The 15,040-nt window shown below is 69.1% G+C and carries 15 protein-coding genes; 11 read left to right on the plus strand and 4 right to left on the minus strand.

Features of this window, described 5'->3' with window-relative positions; genetic code table 11:
• Positions 1 to 130: 130 nt before the first annotated feature.
• The gene (locus J7I44_RS14085; protein WP_209622145.1) at positions 131 to 775 is read right to left on the minus strand and encodes an HAD hydrolase-like protein; all 645 of its coding nucleotides are present in this window, start codon (positions 773 to 775) and stop codon (positions 131 to 133) included.
• Positions 775 to 1,953, minus strand: a complete 1,179-nt coding sequence (locus J7I44_RS14090) for a phosphoglycerate kinase (RefSeq protein ID WP_209622149.1) — start codon at positions 1,951 to 1,953, stop codon at positions 775 to 777. Before J7I44_RS14090 ends, J7I44_RS14085 begins: the two co-directional genes overlap by 1 nt.
• A gap of 349 nt (positions 1,954 to 2,302) precedes the next feature.
• Between J7I44_RS14090 and maiA the strand changes: the two genes are divergently transcribed.
• The gene (gene maiA / locus J7I44_RS14095; RefSeq protein ID WP_209622152.1) at positions 2,303 to 2,962 is read left to right on the plus strand and encodes a maleylacetoacetate isomerase; all 660 of its coding nucleotides are present in this window, start codon (positions 2,303 to 2,305) and stop codon (positions 2,960 to 2,962) included.
• Positions 2,963 to 3,193: 231 nt separating this feature from the next.
• Here maiA and J7I44_RS14100 read toward each other — a convergent pair whose 3' ends face one another.
• Positions 3,194 to 4,072 carry a universal stress protein gene (locus J7I44_RS14100; RefSeq protein ID WP_209622156.1) on the minus strand — a complete coding sequence of 293 codons (879 nt, stop codon included), beginning with the start codon at positions 4,070 to 4,072 and terminating at the stop codon, positions 3,194 to 3,196.
• Between the two features lie 195 nt (positions 4,073 to 4,267).
• Between J7I44_RS14100 and J7I44_RS14105 the strand changes: the two genes are divergently transcribed.
• From J7I44_RS14105 to mnhG, 6 genes are read left to right on the plus strand one after another with little or no spacing between them, the layout of a single operon-like run.
• Positions 4,268 to 7,156 carry a monovalent cation/H+ antiporter subunit A gene (locus tag J7I44_RS14105; RefSeq protein ID WP_209622158.1) on the plus strand — a complete coding sequence of 963 codons (2,889 nt, stop codon included), beginning with the start codon at positions 4,268 to 4,270 and terminating at the stop codon, positions 7,154 to 7,156.
• Positions 7,156 to 7,494: a Na+/H+ antiporter subunit C gene (locus tag J7I44_RS14110; RefSeq protein WP_209622161.1), complete on the plus strand. Its 339-nt coding sequence runs from the start codon at positions 7,156 to 7,158 to the stop codon at positions 7,492 to 7,494. The genes J7I44_RS14105 and J7I44_RS14110 overlap by 1 nt, the downstream gene beginning before the upstream one ends.
• Entirely contained in the window at positions 7,491 to 9,044 is a 1,554-nt protein-coding gene (locus J7I44_RS14115; RefSeq protein ID WP_209622165.1) for a monovalent cation/H+ antiporter subunit D, read from the plus strand. The genes J7I44_RS14110 and J7I44_RS14115 overlap by 4 nt, the downstream gene beginning before the upstream one ends.
• Entirely contained in the window at positions 9,041 to 9,526 is a 486-nt protein-coding gene (locus J7I44_RS14120) for a Na+/H+ antiporter subunit E (RefSeq protein WP_209622168.1), read from the plus strand. Before J7I44_RS14115 ends, J7I44_RS14120 begins: the two co-directional genes overlap by 4 nt.
• Positions 9,523 to 9,804, plus strand: coding sequence for a K+/H+ antiporter subunit F (locus J7I44_RS14125; protein ID WP_209622171.1), 282 nt, complete (start codon positions 9,523 to 9,525; stop codon positions 9,802 to 9,804). The genes J7I44_RS14120 and J7I44_RS14125 overlap by 4 nt, the downstream gene beginning before the upstream one ends.
• Positions 9,801 to 10,142, plus strand: a complete 342-nt coding sequence (gene mnhG / locus J7I44_RS14130) for a monovalent cation/H(+) antiporter subunit G (protein ID WP_209622174.1) — start codon at positions 9,801 to 9,803, stop codon at positions 10,140 to 10,142. The genes J7I44_RS14125 and mnhG overlap by 4 nt, the downstream gene beginning before the upstream one ends.
• Positions 10,143 to 10,403: 261 nt before the next feature.
• On the opposite strand, the gene J7I44_RS14135 is transcribed toward mnhG, so the two are convergent.
• Positions 10,404 to 11,519 (minus strand): PilT/PilU family type 4a pilus ATPase, encoded by a 1,116-nt coding sequence (locus J7I44_RS14135; protein ID WP_342451989.1) that lies wholly within the window; start codon positions 11,517 to 11,519, stop codon positions 10,404 to 10,406.
• Between the two features lie 98 nt (positions 11,520 to 11,617).
• On the opposite strand from J7I44_RS14135, the gene J7I44_RS14140 reads away from it, so the two are divergent.
• From J7I44_RS14140 to J7I44_RS14155, 4 genes are all read left to right on the plus strand, one after another.
• Positions 11,618 to 12,193, plus strand: a complete 576-nt coding sequence (locus J7I44_RS14140) for a DUF4398 domain-containing protein (protein ID WP_209622177.1) — start codon at positions 11,618 to 11,620, stop codon at positions 12,191 to 12,193.
• Positions 12,190 to 12,849 (plus strand): hypothetical protein, encoded by a 660-nt coding sequence (locus tag J7I44_RS14145; protein ID WP_209622180.1) that lies wholly within the window; start codon positions 12,190 to 12,192, stop codon positions 12,847 to 12,849. Before J7I44_RS14140 ends, J7I44_RS14145 begins: the two co-directional genes overlap by 4 nt.
• A 336-nt stretch (positions 12,850 to 13,185) precedes the next feature.
• Positions 13,186 to 13,413, plus strand: coding sequence for an HP1242/YdcH family protein (locus J7I44_RS14150; RefSeq protein WP_209622183.1), 228 nt, complete (start codon positions 13,186 to 13,188; stop codon positions 13,411 to 13,413).
• A gap of 242 nt (positions 13,414 to 13,655) precedes the next feature.
• Complete coding sequence (locus tag J7I44_RS14155; protein WP_209622186.1) at positions 13,656 to 15,026, plus strand: pyridoxal-phosphate dependent enzyme; 1,371 nt, start codon at positions 13,656 to 13,658, stop codon at positions 15,024 to 15,026.
• The last annotated feature ends 14 nt before the right edge of the window (positions 15,027 to 15,040 follow it).

A 15,040-nucleotide genomic window follows, 5' to 3' on the forward strand; every position in this document is an offset into this window, starting at 1 on the left:
ACCGCGCAGTACGGTCGCGCCCAAGGGCGCTCCTACAGGGACGTGCGCATCTGTAGGATTCCCCGCGACCGCGGGACCTGCCGCCCCGGGCGGTCGCGCACAGGGTGCGCTCCTGCAACGGCCGTGGGTGTCAGGCGCCCGGGTCGAGCAGGGTGCCCAGTTCCTCGGGCGTGGCGGCGATCGCCGCGGCGCCGGCCTGTTCCAGCTCCGTGCGGCTGCCGAAGCCCCACAGGACGCCGATGCCCCGCACGCGGTTGGCTACCGCGCCTTCGATGTCGAAGTGGCGGTCGCCGATCATCACGGTTTCTTCCGCCGTCGCGCCGAAATCGGCCATGGCAGCGGCGATCATGTCCGCCTTCTCGCTGTGCGCACTGGACGGGTCGGGCCCGTACAGACGCAGGAACGCGTGGCCGAACGGCAACTGCGCCAGGATTGGCTCGGCATGCCGATGCGGCTTGCCGGTGACGATGGCCAACTGATGCCCCGCGTCGAGCAGGCGTCCGATCAGTGGCTCGATGCCCGGATAGACGCTGTGCTCGCGCCAGCCGTGCACATCGAAGCGCTCGTGGTAATGCTCGACCGCCGCCTCGACCCGCGCCGTGTCATGGCCCAGCAGCGGCGCGAAGCTGTGCCGCAGCGGCGGGCCGATCCAGCGGCGCAGTTCCTCCGTGCTCGGGATCGCCACGCGCAGGCGCTCCAGCGCGTGCTTCACGCACGCGGTAATGCCGTGCTCGGAATCGATCAGCGTGCCGTCGAGGTCGAAAAGGCAGAGCATCAGCCGTCCGCGCGTGCCTTGAGCGCGGCCACCGCCGGCAGTTCCTTGCCTTCGAGGAATTCCAGGAACGCGCCGCCGCCAGTGGAGATGTAGGACACCTTGTCGGCGATGCCGTACTTGTCCACCGCGGCCAGCGTGTCGCCACCACCGGCGATCGAGAACGCCTTGGAGCCGGCGATCGCATGCGCCAGCGTCTCGGTGCCCTTGCCGAACGCATCGAATTCGAACACGCCGACCGGACCATTCCAGACCACCGTGCCGGCGTTGGCGATCAATTCGGCGTAGCGGCGCGCGGTCTCCGGCCCGATATCCAGGATCATCTCGCCGTCCTTGACCGCATCGACGGGCTTGACCGTGGCCGAGGCGTTGGCGGAGAACTCCGGCGCCACCACCACGTCGACCGGCAGCGGAACCTCGGCGCCGCGGCGCTTGGCGTCGGCGATGACTTTCTTCGCCGCGTCGAGCAGGTCGGGCTCGTACAGCGAGTTGCCGACGCCGTAGCCGGCGGCCGCGATGAAGGTGTTGGCGATGCCGCCGCCGACGATCAGCTGGTCGACCTTGCCGATCAGGTTGTCGAGCAGGGTGAGCTTGGTCGACACCTTGGAGCCGGCCACGATCGCCAGCAGCGGGTGCGCCGGCTGTTCCAGCGCCTTGCCCAGCGCGTCCAGCTCGGCCGACAGCAGCGGACCGGCGGCGACCTGCGGGGCGAAGCGGATCACGCCATGGGTGGAGGCCTGCGCACGGTGCGCGGTGCCGAAGGCATCCATGACGAACACGTCGCACAGCGCGGCGTATTTCTTCGACAGCGCCTCGTCGTCCTTGCCCTCGCCGACGTTCATGCGGCAGTTCTCCAGCACCACCACCTCGCCCTCGGCGACGTCGACGCCGTCGAGGTAGTCGGCGACCAGGCGCACCGGCGTGCCGAGCTTGTCGCCGAGCCACCTGGCGACCGGCGCGAGCGAGGACTCGGCGTCGAACTGGCCTTCCTTCGGACGGCCCAGGTGCGAGATCACCATCACCTTCGCGCCCGCGTCCCGCGCGGCCTTGATGGTCGGCAGGGCCGCGTCCAGGCGCTGGGTCGAGGTGATGCGGCCGTCATCGATCGGCACGTTCAGGTCTTCGCGGATCAGCACGCGCTTGCCGCGCAGCTCCAGATCGCTCATGCGGGTGATGGACACGGCGCCACTCCTGGGAAAAAAGGGGATTGCAATTCGACCGGATGCACCCGTGCAGGGCGCGAACCGCCTATTGTCCGGCGCGCGTTGCCATGATGCAACGCGGCAACCGGCGCGCGCCGTCCCGCCAGCGAGCGGGCACGGCGCAGAGCCCACGCACCGCGAAGCAACAAGGCCAAGCTCGCGTAGGGTGGGCTTCAGCCCACCATGTCCCACCGCGATGCCGGGCGTCAGCCCTGCAATGGTGGGCAGAAGCCATCCTGCGATGGCCGCAGGGCCCACGTTGCCGGCGGTGACACCCGTGGCGCCCGCCCGGTTTATCCTGCCGGCCACTATCGACAGGAGAATCTCCATGGCAGCGGAACTGTTGGCGTTGTACGGCTACTGGCGCTCCAGCGCGGTGTACCGCGTGCGCATCGCGCTCAACCTCAAGGGGCTGCGCTACGAGACACGACCGGTGCACCTGCTGCGCGACGGTGGCGAGCAGCACGGCGACGCCTACCGCGCGTTGAACCCGCAGCAGCTGATTCCCTGCCTGCGTGACGGCGAGCGGGTGATCACCCAGTCGATGGCGATCATGGAATATCTGGAAGAAACCGTGCCCGAACCGCCGCTGCTGCCGGCCGATGCGCGCAGCCGCGCCCGCGTGCGTGCGCTGGCGCTGGCGCTGGCCTGCGACATCCATCCGCTGGGCAACCTGCGCGTGCTGCAGTACCTGGAAGGAAAGCTGGGCGCAGACGAGGGTCAGAAGCTGGCGTGGTCGCGGCACTGGATCGAAACCGGCTTCGATGCGCTGGAGGCGATGCTGGCCCACAGCAGCGCCACCGGTCGCTACTGCCACGGCGACACTCCCGGCCTGGCCGACGCCTGCCTGGTGCCGCAGGTCTACAACGCGCTGCGCTGGCAGCTGCCGATGGAGCGCTGGCCGACGATCGAGCGCATCCACGCCGCGTGCAACGAACTGGAGGCGTTCCAGCGGGCCATGCCCGAGCGCCAGCCGGACGCGCCGTAGGCGCTTCCCGGCTCTGCTTCCTCTCCCCTCCGGGGGAGGGTCGGCGTGAGGGCCGGGGCTCGCGGCGAACCTCCTTGCCAGGTCCTGCTTGCGCCCTGGGTGGCACCCGCTGCCTTGTCGTGGGGTGAACCTCTCACCCCAGCCCTCGCCCGGGGGAGGGGGAGCGGATGGTTCGCCAAGTCCTCCTCCCGCAAGGGCGCATGTCGGCGGCCTACATGTACGACCGTGCGCTCACGCCGGTGCGCGCACCAGCAAGACGTCGGTGGGAATCGCCGGCACGATCCGTCGCGAGGTTCCACCTACCAGCAGGTGGAACGCCAGCCCGCGGCGGAAGGCGCTGATCACCACCAGGTCCGCCTCCTTCTCCACCACGTACTCGCGCAGCAGCACCTCCGGATGGCCATGCTCGACCAGCGACAGCACCTGCGCACGGACCTCGTCCGGTAGCGGCGTGTCGGCCAGGAAGGACTGCATCGTCGCCATCTCCATCCGCGCCAGTTCCTCGCCGTGGCCCGCGTCGAGCCACAGCGACTTGTAGGGAATGTCCAGCACGTGCATCAGCGCCAGCCGGGCGGCCGGAAACCATCCGGCGGCAGCGGTCAGGCCATGCCGCGACTCGACGGTGAAATCGGTACCCACCAGCACGTGCGCATAAGCGCCGTGCGGGCGCTCGCGCACCACCAGCAACGAGGCGGGCGATCTGCGCAGCAGGAACTCCGTGACGTGGCCGAGCGTGCCGTGTGCCAGCGTTTCCCCAGCGCCGAGCACGATCAGTTCGCAGCGCTCGCGCGTGGCGGTGTCCAGGAGGGTGGCGGCCGGGTCGCCCTCGATCACGTGCAGCACCAGGCCGGCCGCGTCGTCCCCGAGGTCACGACGAAGCTGCCGCTCGGCCACCGCCGCGGTGGTCGGTGCATGCCGCCAGGAGGGCGCCGGCATCGTGGGCCAGCTGTCTTCATTGCCCGCGGCCAACACGTGCACGACGTGCAGCGTGGCCTGCCATTGCCGGGCCAGTTGCACGGCGCGGTCCACCGCGCGATCGCAACGGCTGCTCAAGTCGGTCGCCAGCAGGATCCGCTGCGGCGGCGCCGGTGACGTGACGGGTTCGTTCATGCGCGCTCTCCCGGGTCGCGGTTGGGGGCGTGGCGGCCTGCCCGACTATAGAGCTTTCCGGGGGCGTGAGGCGGCCTGTAGACTCGGTCCGACGGCCTTCCACCAGCACCCGTGCGCCCCGTTCCCCCAACGGATGCGCCGCGGGTGTTCGCGCACCGCCGCGCCGGTGGGCGCCCCTCCACGAACGGTGGCCTGATGCCCTACGACACAGCCTCGCTCGCCATCCTCTGCCTGCCGTTCGCGGCAAGCCTGGTGGCGCCGTGGTTGCGCGGGCGTCGGGCGGCGACCGCATGGATGCTGGTCACCGCGGCGGTCGGGCTGGTGTTGTCGGCGGCGTTGCATCCGGCCCTGGCCGACGGCACGGCGCTGCGCAGCGTGATCCCCTGGGTGCCGTCGCTGGGACTGGAACTGGTGCTGCGGGTGGACGGCTTTTCCTGGCTGTTCCTGATGCTGGTCTGCGGCATCGGCCTGCTGGTGGGCATGTACGCGCGCTACTACATGCCGCCGGAGGACCCGCTCTCGCGCTTCTATGCGCTGCTGCTGGCCTTCATGGGTTCGATGCTGGGCGTGGTGATGTCCGGCAACGTGATCCAGCTGGTGTTCTTCTGGGAGCTGACCAGCCTGTTCTCGTTCCTGCTGATCGGCTACTGGAACCAGGGCGCCTCGGCGCGCGAGGGCGCGCGCATGGCGCTGATCGTCACCGCCGGCGGCGGCCTTTGCCTGTTCGCCGGCATGATGCTGCTGGGGCGCATCGCCGGCAGTTACGACCTGGATGTGATCCTGGCCGCTGGCGAGCGCGTGCGGGCCTCGACGCTGTACACGCCGATGCTGGTGCTGGTGCTGCTGGGCGCGCTGACCAAGAGCGCGCAGTTCCCTTTCCACTTCTGGCTGCCGCAGGCGATGTCCGCGCCCACGCCGGTGTCCTCGTTCCTGCACTCGGCGACGATGGTCAAGGCCGGGGTGTTCCTGTTGCTGCGCTTCTGGCCGGTGCTCTCGGGCACCGATGCCTGGTTCTGGATCGTTGGCGGCGCGGGCCTGCTCAGCCTGCTGCTGGGCGCGGCGGCGGCGGTGTTCCAGCGCGACCTCAAGGCCGTGCTGGCCTATTCGACGATCAGCCACCTGGGCCTGATCACCATGCTGCTGGGCCTGGGCAGCGCATTGGGTGCGGTGGCGGCGATCTTCCATATCGTCAACCACGCCACCTTCAAGGCGTCGCTGTTCATGGCCGCCGGCGCGGTCGACCACGAGGCCGGCACGCGCGACCTGCGCCGGCTCGGCGGCCTGCGCCACGCGATGCCGATCACCGCCACGCTCGCGGTGATCGCCGCCGCAGCGATGGCCGGCGTGCCGCTGCTCAACGGCTTCCTGTCGAAAGAGATGTTCTTCGCGGTGGCGGTGTCCACTCACCGCGGACCGGTGGTGGACGTGCTGACGGCCTCGATCGCGGTGCTGGCGAGCGCCTTTTCGGTGATCTACTCGCTGCGCTTCGTGGTGGGCGTGTTCTTCGGCCAGCCGCGCTCGGTGCTGCCGCGCCAGCCGCACGAGCCACCGCGCTGGATGCGCCTGCCGATCGGCCTGCTGGCGCTGGCCTGCGTGCTGGTGGGCGTGCTACCGGCGCGGGTGATCGGGCCGTTCCTGCACGCGGCGGCGCGCGCAGTGCTGGGCGAGGACACGCCGGCGTTCGACCTCAAGGTGTGGCACGGGCTGAACGCGCCGCTGCTGATGAGCGCAGTGGCGTTCGCCGCCGGTTGCGCGACCTACGCGGCGTTACGGCACTGGTTCGCCACGCGCGACACCGTGCCGCTGCTGGGGCGGCTGAGCGGGCGGCTGCTGTTCGAGCGCGTGCTGGCGCTGCTCACCTCCAGCCTGCCGGGCGCGCTGGAGGGCACCTTCCCCGGGCGCCGGCTGCAGCCGCAGCTCTTGCTGATCGTGCTGGCGGCGATGGTCGCGGCGGGGCTTGCGATGTGGGGCACGCCACTGCGCTTCGGCCTGCGCGCCTCGGGCGTGGACCCGGCCTTCGCGCTGCTGTGGCTGCTCGGCGCCGCCTGCGCGGTGGGCGCCGCGTGGCAGGCCAAGTTCCACCGGCTGGCCGCACTGGTGCTTACCGGGGGCGCCGGGCTGGTGTCGTGCGTGAGCTTCCTGTGGCTGTCGGCGCCGGATCTGGCCGCGACCCAGCTGCTGGTAGAGGTGGTCACCACCATCGTGATCCTGCTCGGGCTGCGCTGGCTGCCCAAGCGCATCGCGGGGCTGGCGCTGGACACGTCGCGCGCGCGGTTTCGCCGTTACCGCGACGCGCTGGTCGCCGCTGGCGCCGGGCTGGGCCTGGCGGCGCTGGCCTACGCAGCGATGCGCCATCCGGTGGCCGACTCGATCTCGCACTTCTTCCTGGAGCGGGCCTACAGCGAAGGCGGCGGACACAACGTGGTCAACGTGATCCTGGTCGATTTCCGCGGATTCGACACGCTGGGCGAGATCACCGTGCTGGCGATCGTGGCGCTTTCGGTCTTCGCGCTGTTGCGGCGCTTCCGCCCCGCCGTCGAGAGCGTGGACGCGCCCGCGCAACAGCGTCTGCAGGCGGCCTGGGACGCGGCGGCCGGTGCGGACGCGCGGCCGGCGCTGGCCGACTACCTGCGCATCCCGGGGCTGATCATCCAGCTGATGGCGCCAGTGATCGTGCTGTTCGGCGTGCACCTGTTCCTGCGCGGGCACGATCTTCCCGGCGGCGGCTTTGCCGCCGGCATCACCGTGTCGGTGGCGCTGATCCTGCTGTACATGGCGCGGGGCGCGCGCTGGGTGGAGACGCGCCTGCGCGTGGCGCCGGTGCGCTGGATCGGCGCCGGCTTGCTGCTGGCGGTGGCGACCGGCCTGGGCTCGATGCTGCTGGGCTTTCCCTTCCTCACCTCGCACTCGCGCCACCTGACGCTGCCACTGCTGGGCGAGCTGCCGCTGGCCTCGGCGATGCTGTTCGACCTGGGCGTGTTCTGCGTGGTGGTGGGCGCGACTTCGCTGATGCTGGTGGCGCTGGCGCACCAGTCGTTGCGCCGGCCGCGTGCGCCCGCCGATGACGTCCCGGAGGATCGCTGATGGAACTGGTGCTAGCCCTGGCGATCGGCGTGCTGGCAGGCTGCGGGGTGTGGCTGCTGCTGCGCCCGCGCACGTTCCAGGTGATCATCGGGCTGACCCTGCTTTCGTATGCGGTCAACCTGTTCATCTTCTGCATTGGTGGTCTGCGCACGGGCGCGGACCCGGTGCTGCGCGACGGCGCCGATCTTTCGCAGTACACCGACCCGCTGCCGCAGGCGCTAGTGCTCACGGCGATCGTGATCGGCTTCGCCACCACGGCCTTGTTCCTGGTGGTGCTGCTCGCCTCGCGCGGGTTGACCGGCAACGACCACGTCGACGGCAAGGACGGCACGCCATGAGCGCGCACCTGCTGGTCTGGCCGATCGTGCTGCCGCTGGCGGTCGGTGCGCTGCAATTGTTGCTGGGCGAACGCCGCCGCGGTGCGGTGGCGGCGCTGGGCGCGGCCTCCTGCGTGGCATTGGTGGGCCTGGCCGTGGCGCTGCTGTTGCGGGTGGGCGCGGGGGACGAACCTGCCGCGGTCTATCGCATCGGCGACTGGCCGGCGCGCTACGGCATCGTGCTGGTGGCCGACCGGCTCTCGGCGCTGATGCTACTTCTGACCGCCGTGCTGGCGCTGGCATTGCTGCCCAGCGCGCTGGGTCGGCGACGGCGGCCGGGCGGGCCGGTGCAGCCGCTGGTGCAGTTCCTGCTGATGGGGCTCAACGGTGCCTTCCTGGCCGGCGACCTGTTCAACCTGTTCGTGTTCTTCGAGGTGTTGCTGGCCGCCTCCTACGGGCTGGCGCTGTACCGGCCGGGCGCGCGGCGGGTCAGCGCCGGCATGCACTACATCGTGGTCAACCTGCTGGCCTCGATGCTGTTCCTGGTCGGGGTGAGCCTGATCTTCGGCGTCACCGGCACGCTCAACATGGCGGCGCTGGCGCAGCTGGTGCCACGGGTGCCGGACAACACGCGCGCGCTGTTGCACGCCGGCGCGGCGATCCTGGGCATCGCCTTCCTGGTCAAGGCGGCGATGTGGCCGCTGGGTTTCTGGCTGCCGCGCACCTACGCGGCCGCGCCGGCGCCAGTGGCGGCGATGTTCGCGGTGATGACCAAGGTCGGCGTGTATGTGCTGCTGCGGCTGAGCCTGCTGCTGTTCGGCGGCGGCGCCGGCGCCGCGTCCGCGCATTTCGGCGCCGGCTGGCTGCTGTGGGGCGGGATCGCGACGGTGGCAGTGGGCGTGGTCGGCATGCTGGGCGCGCGCGAGCTGGGCAAGCTCGCCGGCTACAACGTGCTGGTTTCCTCCGGCAGCCTGCTCGGCGCGGTCGGCCTGCAGCAGCCGGCGGTGACTGCCGGTGCACTGGCGTACCTGGTCGTCTCGACGCTGGCGATCGCCGCGTTCTTCCTGCTCGCCGGGCTGATCGCGCCGCGCGAGGACGCCGAGGGCGCCTCGCTGCTGGAACCCTACGATCCGACCGGCATGGCGCTCTACGCCGACGAGGACGAAAGCCAGGCCGGCCTGCCGGCGCCAGTGGCCTTGCTGGCCGCATGCTTTCTGGTCTGTGCGCTGGTGCTGGCGGGGTTGCCGCCACTGTCCGGCTTCCTGGCCAAGTTCGCGTTGCTGGCGCCGATGCTGGGCGGCGGCCCGGGCGCGGTGACCCTGTTCGCGCTGATCGTGGCGGCCGGCCTGTGCACGGTGATCGCGATGTGCCGTACCGGCATCCAGATCTTCTGGGCCGACGAGGACTGGGTGTTCCCGGCCATCCGCGCGGGCGAGGCGGCCTCGGTGGTGATCCTGCTGGCGCTGTGCCTGGGTCTGACCGTGCTGGCCGAGGCACCGCTGCGCTACCTGACCGATACGGCGGCGCAGTTGCATGCGCCGGCGCACTACATTCGCGCGGTGCTGCCGTGAGCCGCCTTGTGCCGCATCCGCTGATGGCCGGCTTCCTGCTGCTGGCCTGGCTGCTGCTGCAGCAGAGCCTGGCGCCGGGCACGCTGCTTGCCGGCCTGGCGATCGCGCTGGGCCTGGCCTGGGCGTTCGGCAAACTGCGGGCGCCGCCGGCGCGGGTTCGCAACGTGCCGCTGATGGTGCGGTTGCTGCTGCGGGTGATCGGCGACATCGTGCGCTCCAACCTGGCAGTGGCGGGCATCGTGCTGCGCCGGCGCGGTCGCTTCGTTTCCGGCTTCGTTCAGATCCCGCTGGAGCTCACCGATCCCTACGGCCTGGCTGCGCTGGCCTGCATCATCACCTCGACGCCAGGCACGATCTGGGTCGACCACGATTCGCGCCGCAACGTGCTGATGATCCACGTGCTGGACCTGGTCGACGAGTCGATCTGGATCGACACGATCAAGCGTCGCTACGAGCAACCGCTCAAGGAGATCTTCCAGTGAGTCACGGCTTCCTCGCGATCGCCGTGGTCGTCGCCCAGCTCCTGCTGTTGCTGGCGATGGCCTGCGCGATCATCCGCATGGTGCGCGGGCCACGCGCGCAGGACCGCGTGCTGGCGCTGGATGCGCTCTACGTCAACGCAATGCTGCTGTTGCTGTCGATCGGCATCCGCACCGGCAGCGTGTTGTACGTCGAGGCCGGACTGATCATCGCGCTGCTGGGCTTCGCCGGTACGGTGGCGTTTTCCAAATTCCTGCTGCGCGGGGAGGTAATCGAATGAACCATCTCGACGGCCTGCCGCCATGGGCCGCCGTGCTGGTGGGCGTCCTGGTGCTGCTCGGCGCCGGCTTCGCGTTCATCGGTTCGCTCGGACTGGTGCGACTGCGCGACTTCTACAAGCGCGTGCATGCACCGACACTGGGCAGCACGCTCGGCACGTTCTTCATGGTGGCCGCCTCGGTGGTCTGCTTCTCGATCCTGCAGGGACGGCCGGTGCTGCCCGTGATCCTGATCGGCGTGTTCCTCACCCTGACCACTCCGATCACGCTGATGCTGCTGGTGCGTGCGGCGCTGTATCGCCATCGGGTCGAGGACGGACGGCAGATGCCTCCGCGGTAGGGCCTTGCACAACGCGCCGCGCCTCTCCCTTTCCGCCTGCTCAGCGTCGAGTCCCGGTGGGGAGTCTCGACCGCCCCACTGGACGTCATTCCCGCAAAAAGTGGGAACCTCATGTCGGCTTCGTGCACGCAAGCGGATGAAGTCCCGCTTTCGCGGGAATGACGCCCGAAGAAACGATGAGCCAACTTTCGCCTCCAAGGGAGAGGAGCAAAGAAAAAGGGCGCATTGCTGCGCCCTTTCGCGTCCAACTGTCCTGAAACCTCAGAAGCCCAGCCCGTACGGATCATTCCCGACCAGTTCGGTGGATTCCGCGCCGCCACCCTCGGACAGCCGGATCTTCAGCGCCAGGCCATCGCGCGAGTCGGCCTTGGCCAGCGCCTCCTCCAGCTCGATGCGTCCGCTCTTGTAGAGCTTGTACAGCGACTGGTCGAAGGTCTGCATGCCTTCCTGCAGGCTGCGGTCCATCGCTTCCTTGATCTCGTGGATCTGGCCGCGGCGGATCATGTCGCGGATCAGCGGTGTGTTGAGCAACACTTCGACCGCCGGCACGCGACGGCCGTCCTTGCCGATCACCAGGCGCTGGCTGATCACCGCGCGCAGGTTGAGCGCCAGGTTCATCAGCACGTTCTTGTGCGCCGATTCGGGGAAGAAGTTGAGGATGCGCTCCAGCGTCTGGTCAGCGTTGTTCGAATGCAGCGTGGCCAGGCAGAGGTGACCGGTTTCGGAGAAGGCGACCGCGGCCTCCATCGTGTCGGTGTCGCGGATCTCGCCGATCATGATCACGTCCGGCGCTTCACGCATCGCGTTCTTCAGCGCCTCGTGATAGCTGTGCGTGTCCAGCCCGACTTCGCGCTGGTTGATGATCGATTTCTTGTGCCGGTGCAGGTATTCGATCGGATCCTCGATGGTGAGGATGTGGCCCGGCGAATTGGAATTGCGGTGGTCGAGCATCGCCGCCAGCGTGGTCGACTTGCCCGAGCCGGTGGCGCCGACCACCAGGATCAGGCCGCGCTGCTCCATGATCAGGTCGCGGAAGATCGTTGGCAGCTGCAACTGGTCGATCGAAGGGATCTCGCTCTTGATCGCGCGGATCACCATGCCGACTTCGCCGCGCTGCTTGAACACGTTGATACGGAAGCGGCCGGCTTCCTTCACCGCCAGCGCCATGTTCAGTTCCAGGTCGCGCTCGAACTGCGGCACCTGACCCTCGTCCATCAGCGAGTAGGCGATCTTCTTGACCATGCCGCCGGGCAGGCCGGTGTTGCCAAGCGGGTAGAGCTTGCCCTCGACCTTGATGTTCACCGGGGCGCCGGTGGTCAGGAACATGTCCGACGCGCCCTTGTCTACCATCAGCTTGAGGAAGTAACCGATATCCACGAAGGACCCCTGAAAGTAATCGCGCCGCCGCTTGGCGCGTTGCAAAGCAAGATTATGCCTGCCCACAATACGCGGCGACACTGCGCGAGGACTGAGTGATGGTGCACATCTTTTCCCGGCCGCCCGGGCGCTTGAAGCGTATCGGCCGGGCGGCCGGGGGCTTGACCCTGGGGCTGGCCATGCTGGCGTTGGCCGGCTGCGCCACGGTGCCCCCGCCGGACGCGTCGATGAACCAGGCCCAGGCGCTGCTGCAGTCGGCGCGCGACGCCGGTGCGGCCGACTACGACCCGGTGGACCTGGGGTTCGCCCAGGCCAAGTTCCAGCAGGCGCAGTCGGCGATGGCGGCCCGCAAGTACGCCGACGCCGCCAATCTGGCCGAGGAGGCCCGCGCCGACGCCGAACTGGCCCGTACCCGCGCCCAGTTGGGCAGCGCCCGGGCGCAGATCCAGGCCAAGGTCGAGGAGAACACCCGTCTGCGCGAGCAGACCGAGGCCCACGCCAGACCGGCCCCGGCCCCCGCGCCGGCTCCGGCCAGCAGTTCGCCCGAGACCCTGCAGGACATGCCGGCGCCCTCGGCCTCGGTGCTGTCCGCGCCCCTGCCGCAGGGCGGCGGCTTCCAGCCGATGCCCGCGCCTTCGACGAGCACCCGGACGAATGACGGAGGCCAGCGATGAAGCGCCTTGCCACCACCGTGTTGATCGGCCTGATGGCCCTGGCCGGCCCCGCCCTGGCGCGCCAGGACGACATGGACGTGAACCGGCTCAACTCCAGCCTCAACCAGCTGGCCAGTGATCCGACCCTGGGCACCTACGCCCAGGCGGAGCAGGCGCTCGCCCACGCGGCGATCGACCGCCTGGAACAGGCCAGCCGCAGCGAGCGCCCGCATGCGCTGTACCTGGCCGAGCGCCGGGTCGACCTGGCCAAGGCCGCCGCGCAGCTGCAGGACGCCCGCGAAAAGCTCGACCAGCTCGATCGCGAACATGCGCAGATCCTGCTGGAGGCCAGCCGCCGGGAGGCGGAAGCCGCCCGGATGGAGCTGGAGCGCCAGCGCATGCAGTACCAGATGGCGCAGGAGGAGGCCGCCCGCCTGCAGCAGCAGGGCATGGAGGCCTCGCAGGCCGCCGAGCAGGCACGCGCGGAAGCCGAGCGCGCCAAGAAACTGGCCGCCGCACAAAGCCGCGTCGCCCGCGCCGCCCGCCGCGAGGCCGAAGCGGCCGCCCAGGCTGCCCGCGCGATGCGCTCGCAGATGCAAGGTGACGAGTCGCCCACGCCCGCAGCCGACAAACCTGCCCCGAAGAAGAGCTCCAGCAAGGGCACGAAGGGCCACTGAGCTTGGCCCCTGTAGGAGCGCCCTTGGGGCGACCGCCATCCCGGTCGTGCCCAAGGGCGCTCCTGCAAGCGATGGCCGCAACAGCCGAGCTCAACCGTCGAAATCGCGTGCCTTCGCGCTTTCCCGCGGTGGCTTGCACGGCCCCGGGGGCGGGAGTAGGGTCAGGGCTGCCATGGCACACCCGTTCCACGGCTCACTGACCTGAAACATGCGCCCATTTCCCCCGCACTGTTGGTCCCTGTTTCGCGCCATGCGTACGGGACGTGGGCGCGCGCGCTTCATCCGCCCGCGGGCGTGCCGATCACGCGCCCGCTCATCTCGCGAGGAGGTCGGATCATGTTCGAAAACCAGCAGCGTGACGATGTCGAAGCCTTGATGAAAGCCGACGCCGAATTCCGGCGGCTTTTCCAGCACCACCGCGAACTCAAAAGCAAGGTGCACGATGCCGAAATCGGCGTGCTTCCCATCGACGATGTCACCTTGGCCGGCATGAAGAAGGAAAAACTCCACGCCAAGGAACGCCTGCAACGCATGTGGGATGCGCGAGTCCCGCAGATCCACTGAATCCCCAAACCGTCTTTTACGCGGCCCCGTGCTTCTGCGAAGCACCGGGGCCGCGCTTTTTTTGGCACGGCGCTGTTTTTGCAGAGGCCCGCTTGCGGGCGATGCGTTGCTGGTGGCGACGGCCAAAGGCATCGCCCGCACGCAGGGTTCACAGGGGAGGGGACGCAAGCGGTTCGTCAGGAGCCTCGGTTATCATGCGATGTCCTGCCAGCGCCCCGGCGCCGGCCATTCACGGAGTCGCCATGACGGTCAACCAAAGCGTGCTCGAGCTGATCGGGAACACCCCGATGGTGAAAGCCCAGCGCCTCGACACGGGGCTGTGCGAGTTGTTCCTGAAGCTCGAAAGCGCCAATCCTGGCGGTTCGATCAAGGACCGCATCGGCCTGTCGATGATCGAGGGAGCGGAAAAGGCCGGCAGGATCAAGCCGGGTGCCACCCTGGTCGAGGGCACCGCCGGCAACACCGGCCTTGGACTCGCGCTGGTCGCGCAGGCCAAGGGCTACCGGTTGATCCTGGTGGTGCCGGACAAGATGAGCCGCGAGAAGATCTTCAACCTCAAGGCCATGGGCGCCGAGGTGGTGCTGACCCGTTCGGACGTGGCCAAGGGCCACCCCGAGTATTACCAGGACATGGCCGAGCGGATCGCTCGGGAGACCCCAGGCGCCTATTTCATCAACCAGTTCGGCAACCCGGACAACCCGCGCGCGCACATCCAGACGACCGGTCCCGAAATCCTCGCGCAGATGGACGGCCGCGTGGACGCGGTGGTGGTCGGGTGCGGCTCCTCCGGCACCATGACCGGCCTGTCGCAGTTCTTCGCCGAGCATTCGCCGGACACGGAGATCGTGCTGGCCGATCCGGTCGGCTCGATCCTGGCCCAGTACATCAACGAAGGCACGCTCTCGGACAAGTCCGCCAGCTGGATGGTCGAGGGCATCGGCGAGGACTTCCTGCCGACCATCAGCGACTTCTCGCGCGTGAAGAAGGCCTACGCCATCTCCGACAAGGAGAGCTTCCTCACCGCCCGCGAACTGCTGGCGAAGGAGGGCATCCTGGGCGGCTCCTCCACCGGCACGCTGCTCGCCGCCGCGCTCAGGTACTGCCGCGAGCAGGGCACCCCCAGGCGCGTGGTGACGCTGGTCTGCGACACCGGCAACAAGTACCTGTCGAAGATGTACAACGACTACTGGATGCTCGACAACGGCTTCCTCGAGCGCCAGCAGCACGGCGACCTGCGCGACCTGCTGCTGCGCCCGTTCGCGCAGCGCGACACGGTGGTGGTCGGCCCGAACGAACTGCTGATGACCGCCTACACCCGCATGAAGCTGTACGACGTGTCGCAGCTGCCGGTCATGGACGGCCAGAAGCTGGTCGGCATCCTGGACGAGTCGGACGTGTTGATGCACGTGCACGCCAACGAGGTGCGCTTCCGCGACCCGGTGTCCACGGCGATGATCACTTCCCTCACCAAGCTCGACGTCCACTCGCCGATCGAGGCGCTGCTGCCGGTGTTCGAGCGCGGGCACGTGGCGATCGTGGTCGACGGCGACCAGTTTCTGGGGCTGATCACCCGCATCGACCTGTTGAACTACCTGCGGCGCAAGGTGCACTAAGCACCCGCCGCGAC

It is taken from the genome of Frateuria flava (genome assembly GCF_017837635.1).
Lineage (GTDB): Bacteria > Pseudomonadota > Gammaproteobacteria > Xanthomonadales > Rhodanobacteraceae > Frateuria_A > Frateuria_A flava.

Coding starts and splice junctions, on each gene's coding strand:
- J7I44_RS14085 (WP_209622145.1), bottom strand. CDS start 775: ATGCTCTGCCTTTTCGACCTCGACGGCACGCTGATCGATTCCGAGCAC.
- maiA (WP_209622152.1), top strand. CDS start 2,303: ATGGCAGCGGAACTGTTGGCGTTGTACGGCTACTGGCGCTCCAGCGCG.
- J7I44_RS14100 (WP_209622156.1), bottom strand. CDS start 4,072: ATGAACGAACCCGTCACGTCACCGGCGCCGCCGCAGCGGATCCTGCTG.
- J7I44_RS14105 (WP_209622158.1), top strand. CDS start 4,268: ATGCCCTACGACACAGCCTCGCTCGCCATCCTCTGCCTGCCGTTCGCG.
- J7I44_RS14110 (WP_209622161.1), top strand. CDS start 7,156: ATGGAACTGGTGCTAGCCCTGGCGATCGGCGTGCTGGCAGGCTGCGGG.
- J7I44_RS14115 (WP_209622165.1), top strand. CDS start 7,491: ATGAGCGCGCACCTGCTGGTCTGGCCGATCGTGCTGCCGCTGGCGGTC.
- mnhG (WP_209622174.1), top strand. CDS start 9,801: ATGAACCATCTCGACGGCCTGCCGCCATGGGCCGCCGTGCTGGTGGGC.
- J7I44_RS14140 (WP_209622177.1), top strand. CDS start 11,618: ATGGTGCACATCTTTTCCCGGCCGCCCGGGCGCTTGAAGCGTATCGGC.
- J7I44_RS14145 (WP_209622180.1), top strand. CDS start 12,190: ATGAAGCGCCTTGCCACCACCGTGTTGATCGGCCTGATGGCCCTGGCC.
- J7I44_RS14150 (WP_209622183.1), top strand. CDS start 13,186: ATGTTCGAAAACCAGCAGCGTGACGATGTCGAAGCCTTGATGAAAGCC.
- J7I44_RS14155 (WP_209622186.1), top strand. CDS start 13,656: ATGACGGTCAACCAAAGCGTGCTCGAGCTGATCGGGAACACCCCGATG.